Origin of the sequence: Cellulosimicrobium sp. CpK407 (assembly GCF_051844275.1) — a bacterium.
GTDB lineage: Bacteria > Actinomycetota > Actinomycetes > Actinomycetales > Cellulomonadaceae > Cellulosimicrobium > Cellulosimicrobium cellulans_G.
Genome location: NZ_JBGNYC010000071.1, coordinates 1 through 17,168, shown reverse-complemented (window position 1 = coordinate 17,168; position 17,168 = coordinate 1). Strand labels below are relative to the sequence as shown.

The window sequence follows — 17,168 nt, the reverse complement described above, 5'->3', positions numbered from 1 at the left end:
AGCGGAACATGCGCACGTCGACGAGCGGGTCGTCCTGGCGCAGCTCCCACCGGGCGAACGGCCACAGCAGCGCGGCGCCGAGCAGCACGAGCGCCCAGGGTGCGACCGCGGCGACGCCCTCGAGGCGCAGCAGGCTGAGGCCGCCGGTCAGCGCGAGGAGCGCGAGCGAGACGAGCACGAGGCCGACGGTGTCGAAGCGCCCGCCCGCGGGGTCGGGCGACTCCTGCACGCCGAGCAGCACGACGACGAAGCACACGACGACGAGCAGCGCCGGGACGAGGAGCACGACGCGCAGCGGCAGCGCGTCGACCAGCGCCCCGCCCGCGAGCGCGCCGACGATCGCGCCGGTCTCCAGCGCCGCGACGAGGACGCCCGCGGCCCGCGCGGTGACGGCCGCGGGGTTCGCCAGGCGTCGGGCGCGCGACCAGACGAGCGCGATCTCCAGCGGCAGCCACACGACGTAGAACCCCTGCACGGCCCACGCCACGAGGAACACCGCGAACGAGTCGGTGAACGGCAGGACGAGCGACGCGGCCGCGGTGACCGCCGTCGACCACAGGAGGATGCGACGGTGCCCGACCATGTCGCCGAGCTTGGCCAGCGCGGGCACGACGAGCGCGGACAGCATGAGCTGCGAGCCCTCGAGCCAGTTCACGTCGGCGTCGTGCACGCCGAGGTGCCGCGCGATGTCCGTGAGCATCGGCGTGTAGTAGCCCTGGAGGACGCCGCTCGTCAGCTCGACGAAGGCGAGGAACCCGACGACGCCGGCGAGGGTCGAACCCGCGAGGCGCCCGGTGAGCGAGCGAGCCATCGCTGCTCCTTTGCGTGGGGAGGCGCGCGTCGTCGCGCGCCCCGGAGGTGGGGAGCGTCAGGGTAGCCGCTCGAGGAGCGCGCGGTGGAACCGCTCGCCCCGCGCGAGCTCGGCGACCTCGACGCGCTCGTCGACGCCGTGGATGGTGGCGCGCAGCTCGGCGGACATCGCGAGCGGCGCGAACCGGTACACGGCGGGCGAGAACCGGTGGAAGTGCCGCGCGTCGGTCGCCTGCATCGTGATGTACGGGGCGGGGAGCGCGTCGGGGTGCGAGACGCCGACGCACGCCGCGAGGAGCGCGAACCGCTCGTCGTCCACGGGGGACTCCGGGGACGGCTCGCTGGCCTCGACGACCTCGATCTCGACCTGCGGGTCGGCCACGCGCCGGCGGACGCGCTCGACGGTGCCCGCGACGGTCTCGCCGAGCGCGATCCGCAGGTTGACGGTCGCGGACGCCTGCGACGGCAGGACGTTCGCGGCCGTGCCCCCGGAGAGCATCGTCGGCGCGACGGTCGTGCGGACGATCGCGGCGGCCTCGCCGCCCATCGCGGCGAAGGCCTGCGCCGCGGCGGGCGGTGCCGCGGCGAGGGTGCGCAGGGCCGCCCGCGCGGGGCCGGTCGCGCGGTCCGAGAAGAGGCGGAGCATGCGCGAGATCGCGACTGGCGTGCGGGCGGGGAAGGTGCGCGGACCGAGGCGCTCGACGGCGCGCGCGACCCGCCGGACCGCCGTCGTCGTGGGCGGGGCCGACGCGTGCCCGCCCTCGCCGCGCGCGGTGAGGCGGAGCGTCAGCACGCCCTTCTCGCCGACGCCGATCATCGCCGCGCTCCCGGGGACGAGGGGGAGCGGGGAGTCCGTGACCGCGCCGCCCTCGTCGAGCACGAGCCACGGGACCACGCCGCGGTCGCGCAGCGTCGTCGCGATCGCCGCGGCGGCGGCCCCGTACGACTCCTCGTTGCCGCCGAACGACAGGTAGACGTCCCGCGCGGGCGTGAAGCCCGCGGCCAGCAGGTTCTCGACGGCCTCGAGCACGACGACGAGGGGCCCCTTGTCGTCGAGCGCGCCGCGCCCGTGGACCCAGCCGTCGGCGACGCGCCCCTCGAAGGGCGGGTACGTCCAGGCGTCGCTCTCGTCCACCGGGACGACGTCGTAGTGCGCCATGAGCACGAGCGGCGCCTCGTCGGACCGGCCGCGCCACCGGTAGAGCAGCCCGAGGTCGGTGATGCGCTCGCGGTCGAGGTGCTCGTGGACCAGGGGGTAGAGCTCGGGCAGGAGGTCGACGAGCTCGTCGAAGGGCGCGAGCCCTCGCTCCTCCAGCTCGGCGGACACCGTGGGGATCCGGATGAGCCGGGAGAGGCGCTCGTCGGCACCGGGCCGAGGGGTCACGGGCGCGGTCGTCATGGCCCCACCCTAGAGACTCGACGTCACGAGCGGGCGACGGGGGATCTCCGTGCCGTGGCCCATGACTCCTGTACCGATTTAGTCAGACGTGGTGACTCTGGGGAGAAGGCAGCCACGGGGCATGCGGCGCATTGCGCCGAGGCAGGGAGTTCCGGGCGGATTCCGCCTCGCCACGTGTGCCGAAGGGGCAGGTGCCATCTTGACTGCGCTGTCAAGAACCGGTTTACTAGCGCCACGTCACCGTCGGCGCAGGGAGGCGTCACCCGTGGGCGCGCGGCCGGCGACCTCGCCACAGGAGGCGAGGCAGGACGCGGCCCGCCTGGCGCCTCGCCAGGCGGTCGAACCGTCCGTCGGAGGCGGCACGGGCCGCCTCACCGTGAAGGAGCACCTGCGCGATGACGCGTCAGAAGTCCGGCACCGCCGTCGGCGCCCGTGCCGAGAGGCGACCCGTCCCGCGCTGCTCCCGACGGACGACGACCGACGTCGGCCTGCGCCGTCCCGACCGCCCCGTGCGCGCGCCACGAACCACCACAAGGGAGCACCCCATGAGAAGCGTCAGAGCCCTGATCTCCGCCTTCCTGGCACTCGTGCTGAGCGCTGTCGGACTCGTCGTCGCGCCCGCGGGCGCGGCGCCGCCCGGCGACGACGTCGACACGATCACGTCGCGCCTCCGGGAGTACTACCTGGGGCAGGGCGACGACGTCATCATCGCGAACGGCATCTACCTGGCACGTACCTCCGAGGCTCTCGACTACGTCGCGTCGCAGGGTACCGACGGATCGTGGCCGGACGTCGACTACGCGGACCGGACGAGCTCCGCGAACGGTGCGACCTGGTCCGCGTACATCGCGCTCTACCGGATGCTCGCGCTCGCCCAGGCCTACCGCGACCCGGACGCCGCGGGCTTCGAGGACCCCGCCGTCCTCGCCGCGGTCGAGCGCGCACTCGTGCACTGGGACGCGGTCGACCCGGGCAACACGAACTGGTGGGAGACCGAGATCGGCGAGTCCATGGCGATGGGGCGTCTCACCGTCTTCCTCGGCGACGAGCTGAGCCCCGAGGCGAAGGCCGTCGCGCTCGAGCACAACACCGGCAGGCTCGACCCGGTCGGCGCCAACGGTGCGTGGCGCACGACGAACTACCTCTTCGAGGCGCTCGCGACCCGTGACCACGAGAAGATCGTGTCCGGCTTCGACACCATGGTCCAGACCGTCGCCGTCGACCGCTCCGGGGCGACCAACGAGGCGGTGCAGCCCGACGGGAGCTTCTGGGCGCACGGGGCGCAGCTGTACAGCGAGGGGTACGGCATGGCGCTCTTCACCAACGTGGCGCTGTGGGCCGACGCGGCGCGCGGCACGGGTCTCGCGTTCACCCGGGAGCACCTGGACACGATCGCGTTCTACGTCGTCAACGGCACGCGGTGGATGATCCGCGGCGAGGTCGGCATGCTGTACCTCGGCTATCGAGAGCCGAAGACCGTCGGCGGCGTCACGGGGTACGCCGCCGAGTTCCTCGAGCCGCTCACCAAGATGGAGCGCACGGACCCGCTGTACGCGACCGACTACCAGGAGCTGATCGACAGCATCAGGGGCACGACCCGGACCAACGGTGTCACCGGGAACAAGTACTTCTGGCGGTCGGAGTTCTCGTCCCACCTGCGCGACGGGTACGGGATCTTCACGCGGCTCAACTCGAGCCGCACCGTCGGCAGCGAGTACCGCTCCACCTTCCGCCCGGAGGTCGGCAACGAGATCGTGTGGAACGCGGCGGGCGCCACAGCGATCCAGGTGACCAACCGGGAGTACGTCGACCTCGGTCCGGCGTTCGACTGGTTCCACTACCCCGGCGTCACCGCTCCCTACGTCAAGGAGCAGACGCGTGGCACGGCCGGCCGGACGGGCAACGGAGGCAGCTTCACGGGCGGCGTCTCGGACGGCACCTACGGAGTGAGCGTGCACAGCCTCGACCGTGCCGACACCCAGGGCAGGAAGAGCTACTTCTACCTCGACGACGAGATGGTCGCGCTCGGCGCCGGTATCCGTTCGGAGTCCGACGCGCCGGTGCACACGACGGTGAACCAGGCCGTGGCGAAGGACAACGCCTCGGCCGACGGCCGACCCGTCGCTCCGGGGACCGTGGGCGCTGCGCTCGAGGGTCCGTCGTGGGCCTACAACGACGAGGTCGGCTACGTCTTCCCGGCCGGTCAGCGAGTGCTCGTCTCGAACACGGCGCAGACGGGGAGCTGGGTCGGTCAGGACCCGGTGAGCCGGGACGCCTTCACGCTCTACGTGGACCACGGCGTGCGTCCGAGCGACGCCGGCTACGAGTACGTGGTGCTCCCCGCCGCCTCCCCGCAGGAGGTCGAGGCCTATGCCGCGGCGCCCGCCGTCCAGGTGCTCCGCAACGACGCCGCGGTGCAGGCGGTGCGGCACGCCGGGCTCCGGCGCACGATGGCGACGTTCTACCAGGCCGGGAGCCTCGATCTCGGTGCCGGCCGGACGCTCGAGGTGAACCAGCCCGCGATCGTCCTCGTGGACGAGTCGGGCGAGGTCCCGGTGGCGAGCGTCGCGAACCCCGACCGGCCGGGCCTCGTCGTCTCCGTCGTGCTCGGCGGTCCGGACGGCGAGCACCGCGGCACGTTCGCCCTGGGTTCCGGCGCGAGCCTGGGCAAGACCGTCACGGCGCCCCTCTCGTCGGACGCCGGGACGGACTCGGACCTCACCGCGAGCAGCGCGCTGGAGGGGCACGGCGCGGCGCTCGCGGGCGACGGGGACGACGCCACGGCCTGGCGCTCCGACGGAGACGGGACGGCGTGGCTGACGAGGCGTCTCGCGCCGGGGGCGTTCGTCACCGGCGCCACGGTGTCGTGGGGCGACCAGCACGCGTCGCGCTTCCTGCTGCAGACGTCGCTCGACGGCGCGACCTGGACGGACCACCGGTTCGTCCAGGACGGTGCCGGGGGTCGCACCCGGCTCGAACTGACCCCGACCGCGGCCGCCTTCGTCCGCCTCGTGCTGCTGGAGGGTCCCGGCGACGACGGGTACGCCGTCCGGGAGCTCGACGTCGACTCGAGCGTGAACCTCGCCCTCGGTCGGCCGGTGACCGCCTCCGGCTCGTCGGGCGGGGCCGCCGCGAGCATCACGGACGGCAACATGGACACCCGCTGGAGCGGGAACCTCTCGGACAGCGCCTGGGCGCAGGTCGACCTCGGCTCCGTGCAGCAGATCGGCGCCGTGCGGCTGTGGTGGGAGGCATCCTTCGCCCGCCAGTACCGCATCCAGGTCTCCGACGACGGCACCGCCTGGCGCGACGCCTACGCCACGACGGGCGCGGGCAGCGACGGGGGGACGGACGCCGTCGCGGTCGACGAGCGGGCGCGCTACGTGCGCATGCAGACGGTCCAGCGCAGCACGACCCAGTACGGCGTCTCGCTGTGGGAGCTCGAGGTGTTCGCCGACGACCTGGTCGTCGACGCGCCGACCGTGCCGGCGGGCCGGGGGAACCTGGCCCTCGCCCGGCCGGTCCAGGCCGACTCGACCTACAACGCGACCGCCGGCGCCCGCAACGCCAACGACGGCAACCTCACGACGCGCTGGTCCTCCCAGCGCCAGGACGCGCCGTACACGATCGAGCGCTGGCTCCAGGTCGACCTCGAGGGAACCCGCAGCATCAACCAGGTCGTCGTCACCTGGGAGGCGGCGACGTCGAACGACTTCCGCGTCGAAGGGTCGCTCGACGGCCGGACCTGGGAGCAGCTGGCCCGGGTCGAGAAGACCTCGGCAGAGCTGCGGAACGTCGTGGACCTGCCCGAGTCCGACGTGCGCTACGTCCGGGTGATCGGCCTGCCCGTCACGAAGTACGGGCTCTCGATCTTCGAGCTCGAGGTGTACGGCGGGTACAACCTGCAGTGCGACGCGTCGCCCGTGGCCGCGGATCCCGCGTCCAGCGCGGTGGCGACGGCCAGCGTCACGCCCCTCGAACCGGACGACGAGTTCATCGCGTTCTCGCTCGACGAGTCGGTGGCGTCGGTCGTGGGCGACCCCCGCGTCCGCGACGGGCGCGTGGAGCTCGACCTGGCCACCGGCCAGGCCGGGAGGACCGCCGTCCTGGTCACGCACGCGAAGGGTGACGAGATCGCGTGGTGCGACGTGGTCGTCGCGGTCGACACGGCTGAGCTCGACCGGCTCGTCGCGCAGGCCGACGCGCTGGACAGCAGGCAGTACACGCCCGAGAGCTGGGCGCCCCTGCTGCCCGCGCTCGAGGCAGCGAAGGAGGTGGCCCGCGCGGAGGGCGCGACCCAGGGCGACGTCGACGAGAGGACGGCGGCCCTCGCGGCGGCGCTCGAGGGTCTCGTGGAGCGGGCGCCGGTGACCACGGCGCCGACCGTCGAGGTGACGGCGCGCTGCCTGGCCGGCACGGCCTACGTGGCGGTGCGCGCGACGAACACGGACGAGCAGACAGCGGCGATCGTGCTGTCGACACCGTTCGGCGACCGGACGTACGCCGCGGTCGCGCCGGGAGGGAACGCCTACCAGTCGTTCAGCTCCCGAGCGGCCGTGGTGGACGCCGGAGCGGTGAGCATCACGGCCACCGCACCCGGTCGCGAGCCGGTGACGGTCCAGGCACCGTACGAGGCCAAGCGCTGCGGCTGAGCCGCGGCGGCCGCAGCCGGGCCGTCGTGGCGGCGTCGGAGGACACCGCCGCGACGGCCCGGTCCGCTCCGTCAGAGATCCCTGACCGCGTCGTCGCGGTCACCCGTCCCGAGAGGAACCACCGATGCTTCCCCACCTGACACGACTCCGTCGCCGAGCCACGGCGGCGGTCGCCGGCGCTGCCCTCGTGGCGCTCGCCGTCGCCCCGGCCGCGGCGACGACCGAGCCCTCGCTCCGCCTCGACACGCCGCGGATCACGGCCGACGGGTCCGTGACGATCACCTATGCCGCCGGCGCGGCGGTCGGCGCGAAGAACTGGCTCGGCGTCTACCGCGACGGCGTGCTGCCGGGCGGGCCGCCCTCGCTCGACTGGCGCTACGTGCCGGACGCGTCCGGCAGCGTGACCTGGGGCCCGCAGCACCGCGCGGGCTGGACGCGCGGGGCCGCGTCGATCGGTCCGGGTGACTACGACGTCTACCTGCTCGCCGACGACGGGTACGACGTGCTCGCCGGGCCGGTCGACCTGACCGTGGAGGCGGTGCGGCCGGTCGAGCCCGCCGAGCCCAAGCCTGAGGTCGACGGCGTCAGCGAGCTGAACGTGCTCACCTTCAACCTGTGGCACGGTGGCTCGCAGATCCCGGACGGGGCGCGCGAGATCGCCGACGTCCTCCGGGAGACCGATGCGGACGTGACGTTCATGCCGGAACGCAACGACACCCCGGCGGACGTGGCGGCGCTCCTGGGGTACGACCATCTTCTCGCGACCGGCACCGGCATCGTGTCGCGCTACCCGATCCTCGAGACCGGGACGGTCGGCGACCGGTGGTCGAAGGCCGTGCTCGACGTCAACGGCACAGAGGTGGTGGCGTACGGCGGTCACCTCGAGTACCGCTGGTACACGACGTACCTGCCGCGCGGGTACGGCGGAGCGGTCCTCGGCGACTGGCCGGCCGGATGGGGCACGTGGGACCGGCTCGACGCGCCCGTGACGGACGTCGGCGCGATCCTCGCGGCGAACCTCCAGTCGGGTCGCCCGGCGTCCGCGGCCGCGCTCCTCGACGACGTCCGGGCGGAGCGCGCGGCCGGTCGCCTGGTCGTCGTGGGCGGCGACTTCAACGAGCCGTCGGCGCAGGACTGGACCGAGGCGACGGCTGACCTGTTCGACCACCACGGCGTCGTCGTCCCGTGGCAGACGACGCAGACCCTGCTCGACGGCGGTCTCGTGGACGTGTTCCGCGAGGTCCACCCCGACCCCGTGTCGAACCCGGGCTTCACGTGGCCCGCGGACAACACGCTGTTCCCCACGTCGGAGCTGACGTGGGCGCCGGAGGCCGACGAGCGGGACCGGATCGACTACGTCTTCGTGGCACCCGACGACCGCGTGGCGGTTCACGGCGCCCAGGTCGTGGGTCCGCAGTCGACGATCGTGCGCGACGAGCGCGTCGACGACGACAGCGCCGACGTGATCCTCACGCCGGACGCCGTCTGGCCTTCCGACCACAAGGCCGTCCTGGCGTCGCTGCGGGTCTGCGACGAGGCGTGCCTGCCGAGCGGGGCGCCGGAGGTCGAGGCGGTCGTGCGGTGCATGGCCGGAACCGCGCACGTGGCGGTACGGGCGACGAACACGGGCGACGCCGCGGCGGCCGTCGTGCTGTCGACCGCGTTCGGCGAGCGCGCCGGCGCGGACGTCGCGCCGGGACGCCATGCGTACCAGTCGTTCAGCACGCGGGCCGCACGGGCCGACGCCGGCACCGCGACGGTCACGGCGACCGTGGCCGGTCGGGCACCGGTGACGGTTCAGGAGGAGTACGCGGCGAAGAGCTGCGGCTGACCCGCGCCCACCGGCGCCCGTCTCAGGACGGGCGCCGGTGCCGCGTCGGCCCGGTGCTGCCCCGCACGACGAACTCGACGGACGGCAACCGGATCTCCGGCGGTTCCTTCCCCTCGACGAGCGCCACCAGCGTCTGGGCCGCGGCCGTGCCCCAGGCGACCACGTTCTGCCGGACCGTCGTCAGCGGCGGCACGATGTACGGGGCGAGCGGGATGTCGTCGAAGCCGACGACCGAGAGGTCCTCCGGGACACGGATGCCGCGGTCGGTGGCCGCGGAGATCCCGGCGATCGCCATGAGGTCGTTGCCGTAGACGATCGCGCTCGGGGGCCGCGGCAGGTCGAGGAGCTCGTGCGTCGCGCGCGCGCCGGAGCTGCCCGTGAAGTCGGCGGTCACGACGGGGCCCACGGGCAGACCGAGCTCGTCGAGCGTGTCCTCCCAGGCTCGGCGCCGCGCCTCGGTGTGGACGTAGCCCGGCACACCCATGACGTGGCCGATGTGCCGGTGGCCGAGCGAGTGCAGGTGGTGGACCGCGCGGCGGACCCCGGCTGCGTCGTCCATCCCGATGACGACGTCCGCCTCGGTGTCCGCTTCCTCGGGCGCGACGACGACGACGCTCAGCCCGAGCGCGCCGACGTCCCGGGGGCGGGTGTCCCCGGCCCGGACGTCGGTGAGGAACACGCCGTCGACGCGCGACTCGCGCGCGAGCCGCTCGTAGGCGTCGCGCTCGCCGTGCTGGTCCTTGACCACCTGGAGGACCAGCGAGTAGTTCTGCTCGGACAGGCCGATCTCGACGCCCGCCATGAAGAGCGGGAAGAAGGGGTCGGTGGCGAGGAGCTCGGGCTCCCGCCGGATCACGAGGCCCACGGCCTGCGTGCGCGACCGGGAGAGAGCGCGCGCACGGGCGCTGGGCTGCCAGCCGAGGTCGTCGGCGGCGCGCAGGATGCGCTCGCGTGCCGCTGCGCTGACGCCGGGTCGGTTGTTGAACACGAACGAGACGGCGCTCTTCGAGACCCCGGCGCGGGCCGCGACGTCACCGATCGTCACGCGCTTGGCGCCGACCGTCCGGGTGGTCCGGTCGCCGGGGGTGAGGGTCGAGTGCTCCGCTGCGTTCACCTCGTCAGGATAGCGCACGGTTTGACCCTCTGTTTAGTAGCCGTCGCGCGCGCTCTCGTCGGGGCGGACGTCGACCGTATCGCGGCTGAGAGGCGCGCTGAGCGCTGCAAGTCCGGGCATCCGCGGGGATCGACCGCGGGCAGGGGCCCGCCGTGACTGCTTGCGCCGCCCGGTTGTCCGGGTGATCTTGACGCGCGTTGTTCAAACCGGTTTAATCATCGCGTCGACGCCGTCAGGACGACGGCGTCGGCGGGCCGCCGTGCGGGGGACCGAGGGGCGGGGGCCAGAGCGACGAGCGGGTGACGAGCCCGGATGAGGAGTTGGGCGCAATGAAGCGTGGCGCACGGATGACAGCGCTGGCGACGACGGCTGCGGTGGTCCTGCCGCTCGCGGCGTGCGGATCGGGCGGCGACGGCGGTACCGGCGGGTCCGAAGGAGGTCTCACGAGCGGACCGATCGACGTCTGGTACTCGACCAACGAGCAGGAGGTCGCCTGGGGCGAGCAGGTGGTCGAGGCGTGGAACGCCGAGCACCCGGACCAGAAGGTGAGCGCACAGGCGATCCCCGCGGGCAGCTCGTCCGAGGACGTCATCGCCGCCTCGATCACGGCGGGGAACACGCCGTGCCTCGTGTTCAACACGGCCCCGGCCGCCGTGCCCGCGTTCCAGAAGCAGGGTGGCCTGGTGAACCTGTCGACGACGTTCGACGACGCGGAGGACTACGTCACGGGTCGTTCGGGCGCCGCGGCGGACGGGTTCCGCAGCGCCGACGGGGACCTGTACCAGCTTCCCTGGAAGACGAACCCCTTCATGCTGTACTACAACAAGGACGTGTTCGCGGCCGCCGGCTTGGACGCCGAGGACCCGCAGCTCGAGACGTACGACGACGTGCTGGCGGCGGCGCAGGCGATCAAGGACGCCGGGGCGGCCGACTTCGCGATCTATCCGCCGGCGACCGCGGACTACACGAACGTCAACTTCGACTTCTACCCGTTCTTCCTCGCCAACTCCGGCGGCACGCAGCTCATCGAGGACGGTCGGGCGACGTTCACGAGCGACGAGGGCCTGGAGACTCTCGGCTTCTGGCAGACGCTCTACGCGGAGGGCTTCTCGTCCGCGGAGGCGTACAGCGGGGACATGTGGGCCGGTCCGTTCGCCGACGGTGTCGCCGCCATGGGCGTCGCCGGCCCGTGGGGCAAGGGGCAGTTCGACGGCAAGGTCGACTTCGGCGTCGTCCCGCTCCCGACCGCCGACGGCGTGCCCGCCGACGAGACGTCGACGTTCGCGGACTCGAAGAACGTCGGCCTCTACTCCTCGTGCAAGAACCAGCAGACCGCGTGGGACTTCCTCAAGTTCGCGACGAACGACGAGAACGACCTCGCGCTCCTCGAGATCACCGGCCAGTTCCCGACCCGCACGGACGTGCCCGAGCTCGCGGCCGACTTCCTGGCGGAGAACACCTTCTTCGAGCCGTTCGCGGCGTCCGTGCCGCTCGCCGTCGACGTCCCGACGGTGGACGGGCTCGCCGAGAAGATGCAGGTCTTCCGCGACGCGTGGAGCGGGTCCGTGCAGTCGGGGTCCGGCGACCTCGAGACGACGTTCGGCGAGGCCGCGGCGACGATCGACGGCCTGGCGGGCTGAGCCCAGGACGAGGCGACGCACTCATGGTCACCCTTCACGACGAGGACGTGCAGCCGTCCGCGCGGGCCACGGCGCTCCGTGGCCCGCGCCAGGACCGGTCGCGACCCCGCGGCCGGCGACTCCAGCGCTGGCTCGGGGAGAACCCCCTCGGCATCCTTCTCAGCGCCCCGTACGTGGCGTTCGTCGTCGTGGTGTTCCTCGTGCCGTTCGGATTCGGCGTGTGGATGTCGTTCCACGACTTCTTCTTCACGGCACCCGGCGTGCAGGTCCCGCACCCCTTCGTCGGGCTCGACAACTTCCGGCAGGTCCTCGCGGACCCGGCGGTGCGTCAGGCGTTCGGCAACCTCGCGGTGTTCGGCCTCATCAACGTGCCGCTCACGGTGGTGCTCGGGCTCCTCCTCTCGTCGGGCCTCGATGCCGTCGTGCACTGGAAGGGCTTCTTCCGGGTCTCGTACTACGTCCCGTACGTCACGGCGTCCGTCGCGACGCTCGCGGTGTGGATCTTCATGTTCAACGGCAACGGGGTCGTGAACAGGCTCCTGGGGAGCCTCGCGCCGGAGCCGACCTGGCTCGCGAACCCGAGCCTGATCATGCCCCTGATCGCGGTCTACGTGACGTGGAAGAACCTCGGGTTCTACGTCCTGCTCTACCTCGCCGCGCTGCAGAACGTGCCGAAGGAGCTGCACGAGGCGGCAGCGATGGACGGCGCCGGGCCCTGGCGCCGGTTCCGGGCCGTCACGCTCCCTGCCGTACGGCCGGTGACCTCCCTCGTGGTGCTGCTCTCCGTCATCACCACCGGACAGATCTTCACCGAGCCGTACCTCCTCACCGGGGGAGGACCGAACGGCGCCTCGATGACCCCGGCGCTGCTCATGTACCAGAAGGGCATCCAGCAGGGGCAGCCCGACATCGCCGCGGCGGTCGGCATGATCCTCGTGCTCGCGGTCATGCTCCTGTCGCTGGCCTCGCGCCGTCTCACGGAGAGGAAGGGCTGATGGCCTCCACGACCTCGACCTCGACCACGCGGCGGGACACGACCCGGGCCCGCGGCTCCGGCGGAGGCCGGCTGCTGCGCGTGCTGCGCTTCGCGGTGCTGCTGCTCGGTGCGTTCCTCGCGCTCGTGCCGTTCTACTACATGCTCCTCGGGGCGCTGCAGAGGGAGCGGGACACGAGCGTCCTGGGCCTGCTCCCGCTGCCCCGGAACATCACCCTCGACAACTTCGTGGGGGTCAACGAGTCGATCGACCTCGCCCGGTCGCTGCTCAACTCGTTGATCATGACGGCGGGCGTCGTGGGCTGCACGCTCGTGTTCGGGCTGCTCGTCGGGTACGCGCTGTCGGTGCTGTCCTTCCGCGGCCAGGGGCTCGTGTTCGCGCTCGTCCTGCTCGTCCAGGCGATCCCGTTCCAGCTGCTCATGATCCCGCTCTACGTCATGGTCGTGCGGTACTTCGACCTCGCGGACAACTACCTCGGCATGATCCTGCCGTTCGCCGTGAACTCGGTCGCCGTCCTGATCTTCCGGCAGTACTTCCTCCAGATCCCGCGCGACGTGTTCGACGCGGCGCGCATCGACGGCGCGAGCGAGCTGCGGATCCTGCGGTCGATCGCCGTGCCGCTGGTCCGCCCGGCGGTCCTCACCGCGATGCTCGTGACGTTCATCGGTCCGTGGAACGAGTTCCTGTGGCCGTTCCTCGTGACGAAGGACGCGTCGATGCAGCCGCTCGCGGTGAGCCTCGCCAACTTCTCGCAGGCGAACTCGTCGTTCCAGGCGAACCCGATGGGCGCGGTCCTGGCGGGCGCGTGCGTGCTCGCGGTGCCCGCCGTCGTCCTGTTCCTGCTGTTCCAGCGGCACTTCACGTCCGCGAACCTCGGCTCGGCCGTCAAGGGCTGACCCGTCACCGTGCGGGGCGGCGCGAGACCGCGCCGGCCCCGCCCCGACCTCTCAAGGCTAGGAAATGACCCAGGTGAACCACTCTCAGTCCCTCATGACGGTCCCGTACGCCCTGCGTCGTCTCGGGACGATCATGTCGCCCCTGCCCGGGGAGCCCCTCGAGGTCGAGGGCGTGCTCAACCCCGGCACCGCGTGGGGGCCGGACGGCACGCTGTACCTCTACCCCCGCCTCGTGGCCGAGGGGAACGTCTCGCGCATCGGTCGGGCGCGCGTCGTCCTCGAGGACGGGGTGCCCGTGGGCGTGGAGCGGCTCGGGGTGGTGCTCGCCCCCGACGAGGGCTGGGAGCACGGGCGGCAGAACGCGGGGGTCGAGGACCCCCGGATCACGTTCGTCGAGCCCCTGGACCTCCACGTCATGACCTACGTCGCGTACGGGCCGCTGGGCCCGAAGCCCGCGCTGGCCGTCTCCCGGGACACCGTGTCGTGGCGCCGGCTCGGGCCCTTGCGGTTCGCCTACCAGCCCGAGCTGGACACCGACCTCAACCTCTTCCCCAACAAGGACGTGGTGTTCTTCCCCGAGGCCGTCCCGGGTCCCGACGGCCGACCCGCGCTCGCGCTGCTGCACCGGCCGATGTGGGACCTCGACTGGCTCCGCCCCGGCGAGGGGGCTCGTCCGCCGGCCGGGGTCGCCGACCCGCGGCCGTCCATCTGGATCGGCTACGTCGACCTCGATGCCGTGACGCGCGACCTCGGAGCACTCACGCACGTCGAGAGCTCTGCGCCGGTCGCCACGCCGGAGATGGCGTACGAGTCGTCGAAGATCGGTGGTGGCCCGGCACCCCTGCGCGTTCCCGAGGGCTGGCTCGTCCTCCACCACGGAGTGACGGGCGCCGACTTCTCCGGCTTCGCCCTGGCTCACGGTTCCCGGTACACGGCGGGCGCGATGATCCTGGACCCGGGCGACCCGCGCCGGGTGCTGGCCCGGACGCCCGAGCCGCTGCTCGTCCCGGAGACCGCCGCCGAGCTGGAGGGCACGCTCGGCAACGTCGTGTTCCCCACGGCCGTCGAGGAGATCCAGGGACGCCGGTTCGTCTTCTACGGCATGGCCGACTCCCGGATCGGTGTCGCCGAGCTCGTGCGTCTCGATGGTTGAGGGCCGGGCCGCGGACCTCACCGCGCACGAGGCGCTCCGGCGCGTCGTCAAGGCGTACGACGTGCGCGGTGTCGTCCCTGACGAGCTGAACGACGACGTCGTGCGCGCGCTGGGCGCGGCCTTCGTGGAGACGGTCGTCCGGCCGGGCGCCGACGGGGAGCGTCGGGTCGTGGTGGCCCGTGACATGCGCGAGAGCGGCCCCGGGCTGCTGGCCGCGTTCGTCGACGGCGCCCGGGAGGCCGGCGCGCACGTGCTCGACGCCGGTCTGTGCTCGACCGACGAGCTCTACCTCGCGTCGGGTCTCCTCGACGCCGCGGGCGCGATGTTCACCGCGAGCCACAACCCCGCCCGGTACAACGGCATCAAGCTGTGCCTCTCCGGGGCACGCCCGATCGGCCAGGACACCGGCCTGCGCGCCGTCCGGGACCGAGCCGACGAGCTGCTCGCGGGCGCTCCCGTCGACGCCGGGCCGCGCGGCGGCCACGAGGCCGTCGACGTCCTGCGGTCCTACGCCGAACGCCTGCGCTCGCTCGTCGACCTCTCCGGTGGTCGCCGGCTGCGCGTGGTCGTCGACGCCGGCAACGGCATGGCAGGGCTCACGGTCCCGGCCGTCCTCGGGATGGCAGCGGGCCTGCCGCCGCTCCCGCTCGGGATCGTCCCGCTGTTCTTCGAGCTCGACGGGTCGTTCCCGCACCACGAGGCCAACCCGCTCGTGCCGGCGAACACGGCGGTGCTCCAGGCGGAGGTCGTGCGTCGGCGTGCGGACCTCGGGCTGGCGTTCGACGGCGACGCCGACAGGTGCTTCGTCGTCGACGAGCGGGGCCGGAGGGTGGACCCCTCGGTGCTCACGACGCTCGTCGGGCTCCGCGAGGCACGCCGGGTGCGGGGCGAGGGCGGCGTGCCGGTCGTGCTGCACAACGCGATCACGTCGCGCGCGGTGCCCGAGATCCTGGGCGCCGAAGGGGTGCGGACGGTTCGCACGCGCGTGGGCCACTCGTTCATCAAGGCGCTCATGGCGTCCGAGGACGCCGTCTTCGGGGGCGAGCACAGCGGGCACTTCTACTTCCGTGACTTCCTCGGCGCCGACTCGGGCCTCCTGGCCGCGATGCACGTCCTCGCAGCGCTCTCGGAGCAGGACCGCCCGCTCTCGGAGCTGGTCGGTGGCCTCGACCCGTACGTGCGCTCGGGGGAGGTCGACGTCGCCGTGGCGGACCCGGAGACCGCGACGGCCGCGGTGCTCGACGTCCTCGGGGAGGCCTACGACGCCGCGTCGCTCGACCTCGACGAGCTCGACGGCACGACCGTCCGCCGCTGGCACGGCGACGACCCGTGGTGGCTCAACCTGCGGGCGTCGAACACCGAGCCCGTCCTGCGGCTGAACGTCGAGGCCGCCGACGTCGGGACGATGCGCGCGGTCCGCGACCGTGTCCTCGACGCGCTCGCGACGATGCCCGCAGAGGGCGGCGGGCCGCCGAGCGGCGGCGCGGCGGTCGGGGGAGGGCGGCGCTGACGATGTACCTCCTCGACAACCCCGTGCGCCGCTACCCGTGGGGCTCGACCACGCTCGTGCAGCAGCTCCTCGGCCGCCCCGTCGACGGTCGTCCCGTCGCCGAGGTCTGGATGGGAGCCCACCCCGACGACCCGTCCACCGCGGACGGTGGTGGACGCCGGGTCGCTCTCGACGCGCTCGTGGCGTCCCAGCCCGAGGCGATGCTCGGACCCCGCGTGCTGGCCGGGTCCGGCCCGCGCCTGCCGTTCCTCGCCAAGATCCTCGCCGCCGCCCGCGCGCTGTCGGTCCAGGTGCACCCGACGACCGCCCAGGCCGAGGCGGGCTTCACGACCGAGGACGAGCGCGGCGTCCCCCGCACCGACCCGGTGCGGACGTACCGGGACCGCTCCGCGAAGCCGGAGATCGTGTACGCCCTCACGCCCTTCGAGCTCCTCAGCGGGCTCCGGGAGCCGGAGCAGGCGGCGAAGCTCGTCGCCGAGCTCGAGGTGCCCGCGCTCGACCCCCTCGTCGTGCTGCTGCGTGAGCGGCGCGACGACGCCCACCGGGGCGCGCTCACCTGGCTCCTCGGCCAGCGGGAGAGCACGGCGCCGTGGGTGGAGGCCGTCGCCGAGACCGCGCGCGACGCCGTGGGCGCCCGGCCGGAGCTGGCCGTGGTGCACGAGCTCGCGCAGGAGTTCCCCGGCGATCCCGGACTCCTCGCTCCGCTCCTGCTGAACCACGAGCGGCTCGAGCCCGGCCAGGCCCTCTACACGGCCCCCGGGACGCTGCACGCCTACCTGCGGGGCATGGCCGTCGAGGTGATGGCGGCGTCCGACAACGTCCTGCGCGCCGGCCTGACGACGAAGCACGTGGACGTGGCGGAGCTGCTGGCGATCACGGACTTCACGCCGCGGCTCACCGGCTTCCTGCGTCCGGTGCGCGTGGTGCCCGGTGTCGTGGACTACGTCGCGCCGGCCGCCGACCTGGGCCTGCGCGTCGCCACCCCGCGGGCCGGCGACGAGCTGCCGGGGCCGGAGGACGGCCCGCGGATCGTCGTGTGCGTCGAGGGCGAGGTGCGCGTCGTCGCGGCGGACGCGCGACGCCTCCTGCCCGGCGAGTCCGTCTTCGTCCCGCACGTGGACGGACCGCTCGTCGTCTCAGGGCACGGGACGGCCGTCGTGGCGCGGGC

Annotated in this window: 11 protein-coding genes; 8 read left to right on the top strand and 3 right to left on the bottom strand. The window is 73.1% G+C overall.

Translation table 11 applies throughout. The features are described 5' to 3' along the window. Positions 1–811 (bottom strand): MFS transporter (locus ABWU78_RS19760; protein ID WP_439159281.1); only part of this gene is annotated, 811 nt, incomplete at its 3' end. A gap of 57 nt (positions 812–868) precedes the next feature. Further along, complete coding sequence (locus ABWU78_RS19755; RefSeq protein WP_253050885.1) at positions 869–2,209, bottom strand: M20/M25/M40 family metallo-hydrolase; 1,341 nt, start codon at positions 2,207–2,209, stop codon at positions 869–871. A 545-nt stretch (positions 2,210–2,754) separates the two neighbouring features. Here ABWU78_RS19755 and ABWU78_RS19750 point away from each other — a divergent pair. Then, entirely contained in the window at positions 2,755–6,861 is a 4,107-nt protein-coding gene (locus tag ABWU78_RS19750; protein ID WP_439159280.1) for a polysaccharide lyase family 8 super-sandwich domain-containing protein, read from the top strand. A 124-nt stretch (positions 6,862–6,985) separates the two neighbouring features. Then, complete coding sequence (locus tag ABWU78_RS19745; RefSeq protein ID WP_439159279.1) at positions 6,986–8,692, top strand: endonuclease/exonuclease/phosphatase family protein; 1,707 nt, start codon at positions 6,986–6,988, stop codon at positions 8,690–8,692. Positions 8,693–8,714: 22 nt separating this feature from the next. Here the strand turns inward: ABWU78_RS19745 and ABWU78_RS19740 are convergent, their stop codons facing one another. Next, a complete protein-coding gene (locus ABWU78_RS19740) occupies positions 8,715–9,806 on the bottom strand; it encodes a LacI family DNA-binding transcriptional regulator (protein WP_253050888.1) in 1,092 nt (363 codons plus the stop codon). A gap of 347 nt (positions 9,807–10,153) precedes the next feature. Between ABWU78_RS19740 and ABWU78_RS19735 the strand changes: the two genes are divergently transcribed. From ABWU78_RS19735 to manA, 6 genes are all read left to right on the top strand, one after another. Next, on the top strand, positions 10,154–11,446 hold the full coding sequence (locus ABWU78_RS19735; RefSeq protein ID WP_253050889.1) for an ABC transporter substrate-binding protein: 1,293 nt from the start codon (positions 10,154–10,156) through the stop codon (positions 11,444–11,446). A gap of 23 nt (positions 11,447–11,469) precedes the next feature. Further along, a complete protein-coding gene (locus tag ABWU78_RS19730; RefSeq protein ID WP_439159278.1) occupies positions 11,470–12,441 on the top strand; it encodes a carbohydrate ABC transporter permease in 972 nt (323 codons plus the stop codon). Continuing rightward, positions 12,441–13,337, top strand: a complete 897-nt coding sequence (locus ABWU78_RS19725) for a carbohydrate ABC transporter permease (RefSeq protein WP_439159277.1) — start codon at positions 12,441–12,443, stop codon at positions 13,335–13,337. The genes ABWU78_RS19730 and ABWU78_RS19725 overlap by 1 nt, the downstream gene beginning before the upstream one ends. Before the next feature lie 73 nt (positions 13,338–13,410). Next, complete coding sequence (locus ABWU78_RS19720; protein ID WP_439159276.1) at positions 13,411–14,490, top strand: glycoside hydrolase family 130 protein; 1,080 nt, start codon at positions 13,411–13,413, stop codon at positions 14,488–14,490. Further along, positions 14,483–16,000: a phosphomannomutase/phosphoglucomutase gene (locus ABWU78_RS19715; protein WP_439159275.1), complete on the top strand. Its 1,518-nt coding sequence runs from the start codon at positions 14,483–14,485 to the stop codon at positions 15,998–16,000. The genes ABWU78_RS19720 and ABWU78_RS19715 overlap by 8 nt, the downstream gene beginning before the upstream one ends. Before the next feature lie 2 nt (positions 16,001–16,002). Beyond that, positions 16,003–17,168: mannose-6-phosphate isomerase, class I (gene manA / locus ABWU78_RS19710; RefSeq protein ID WP_253050894.1), on the top strand; the 1,166-nt coding region annotated here is incomplete at its 3' end.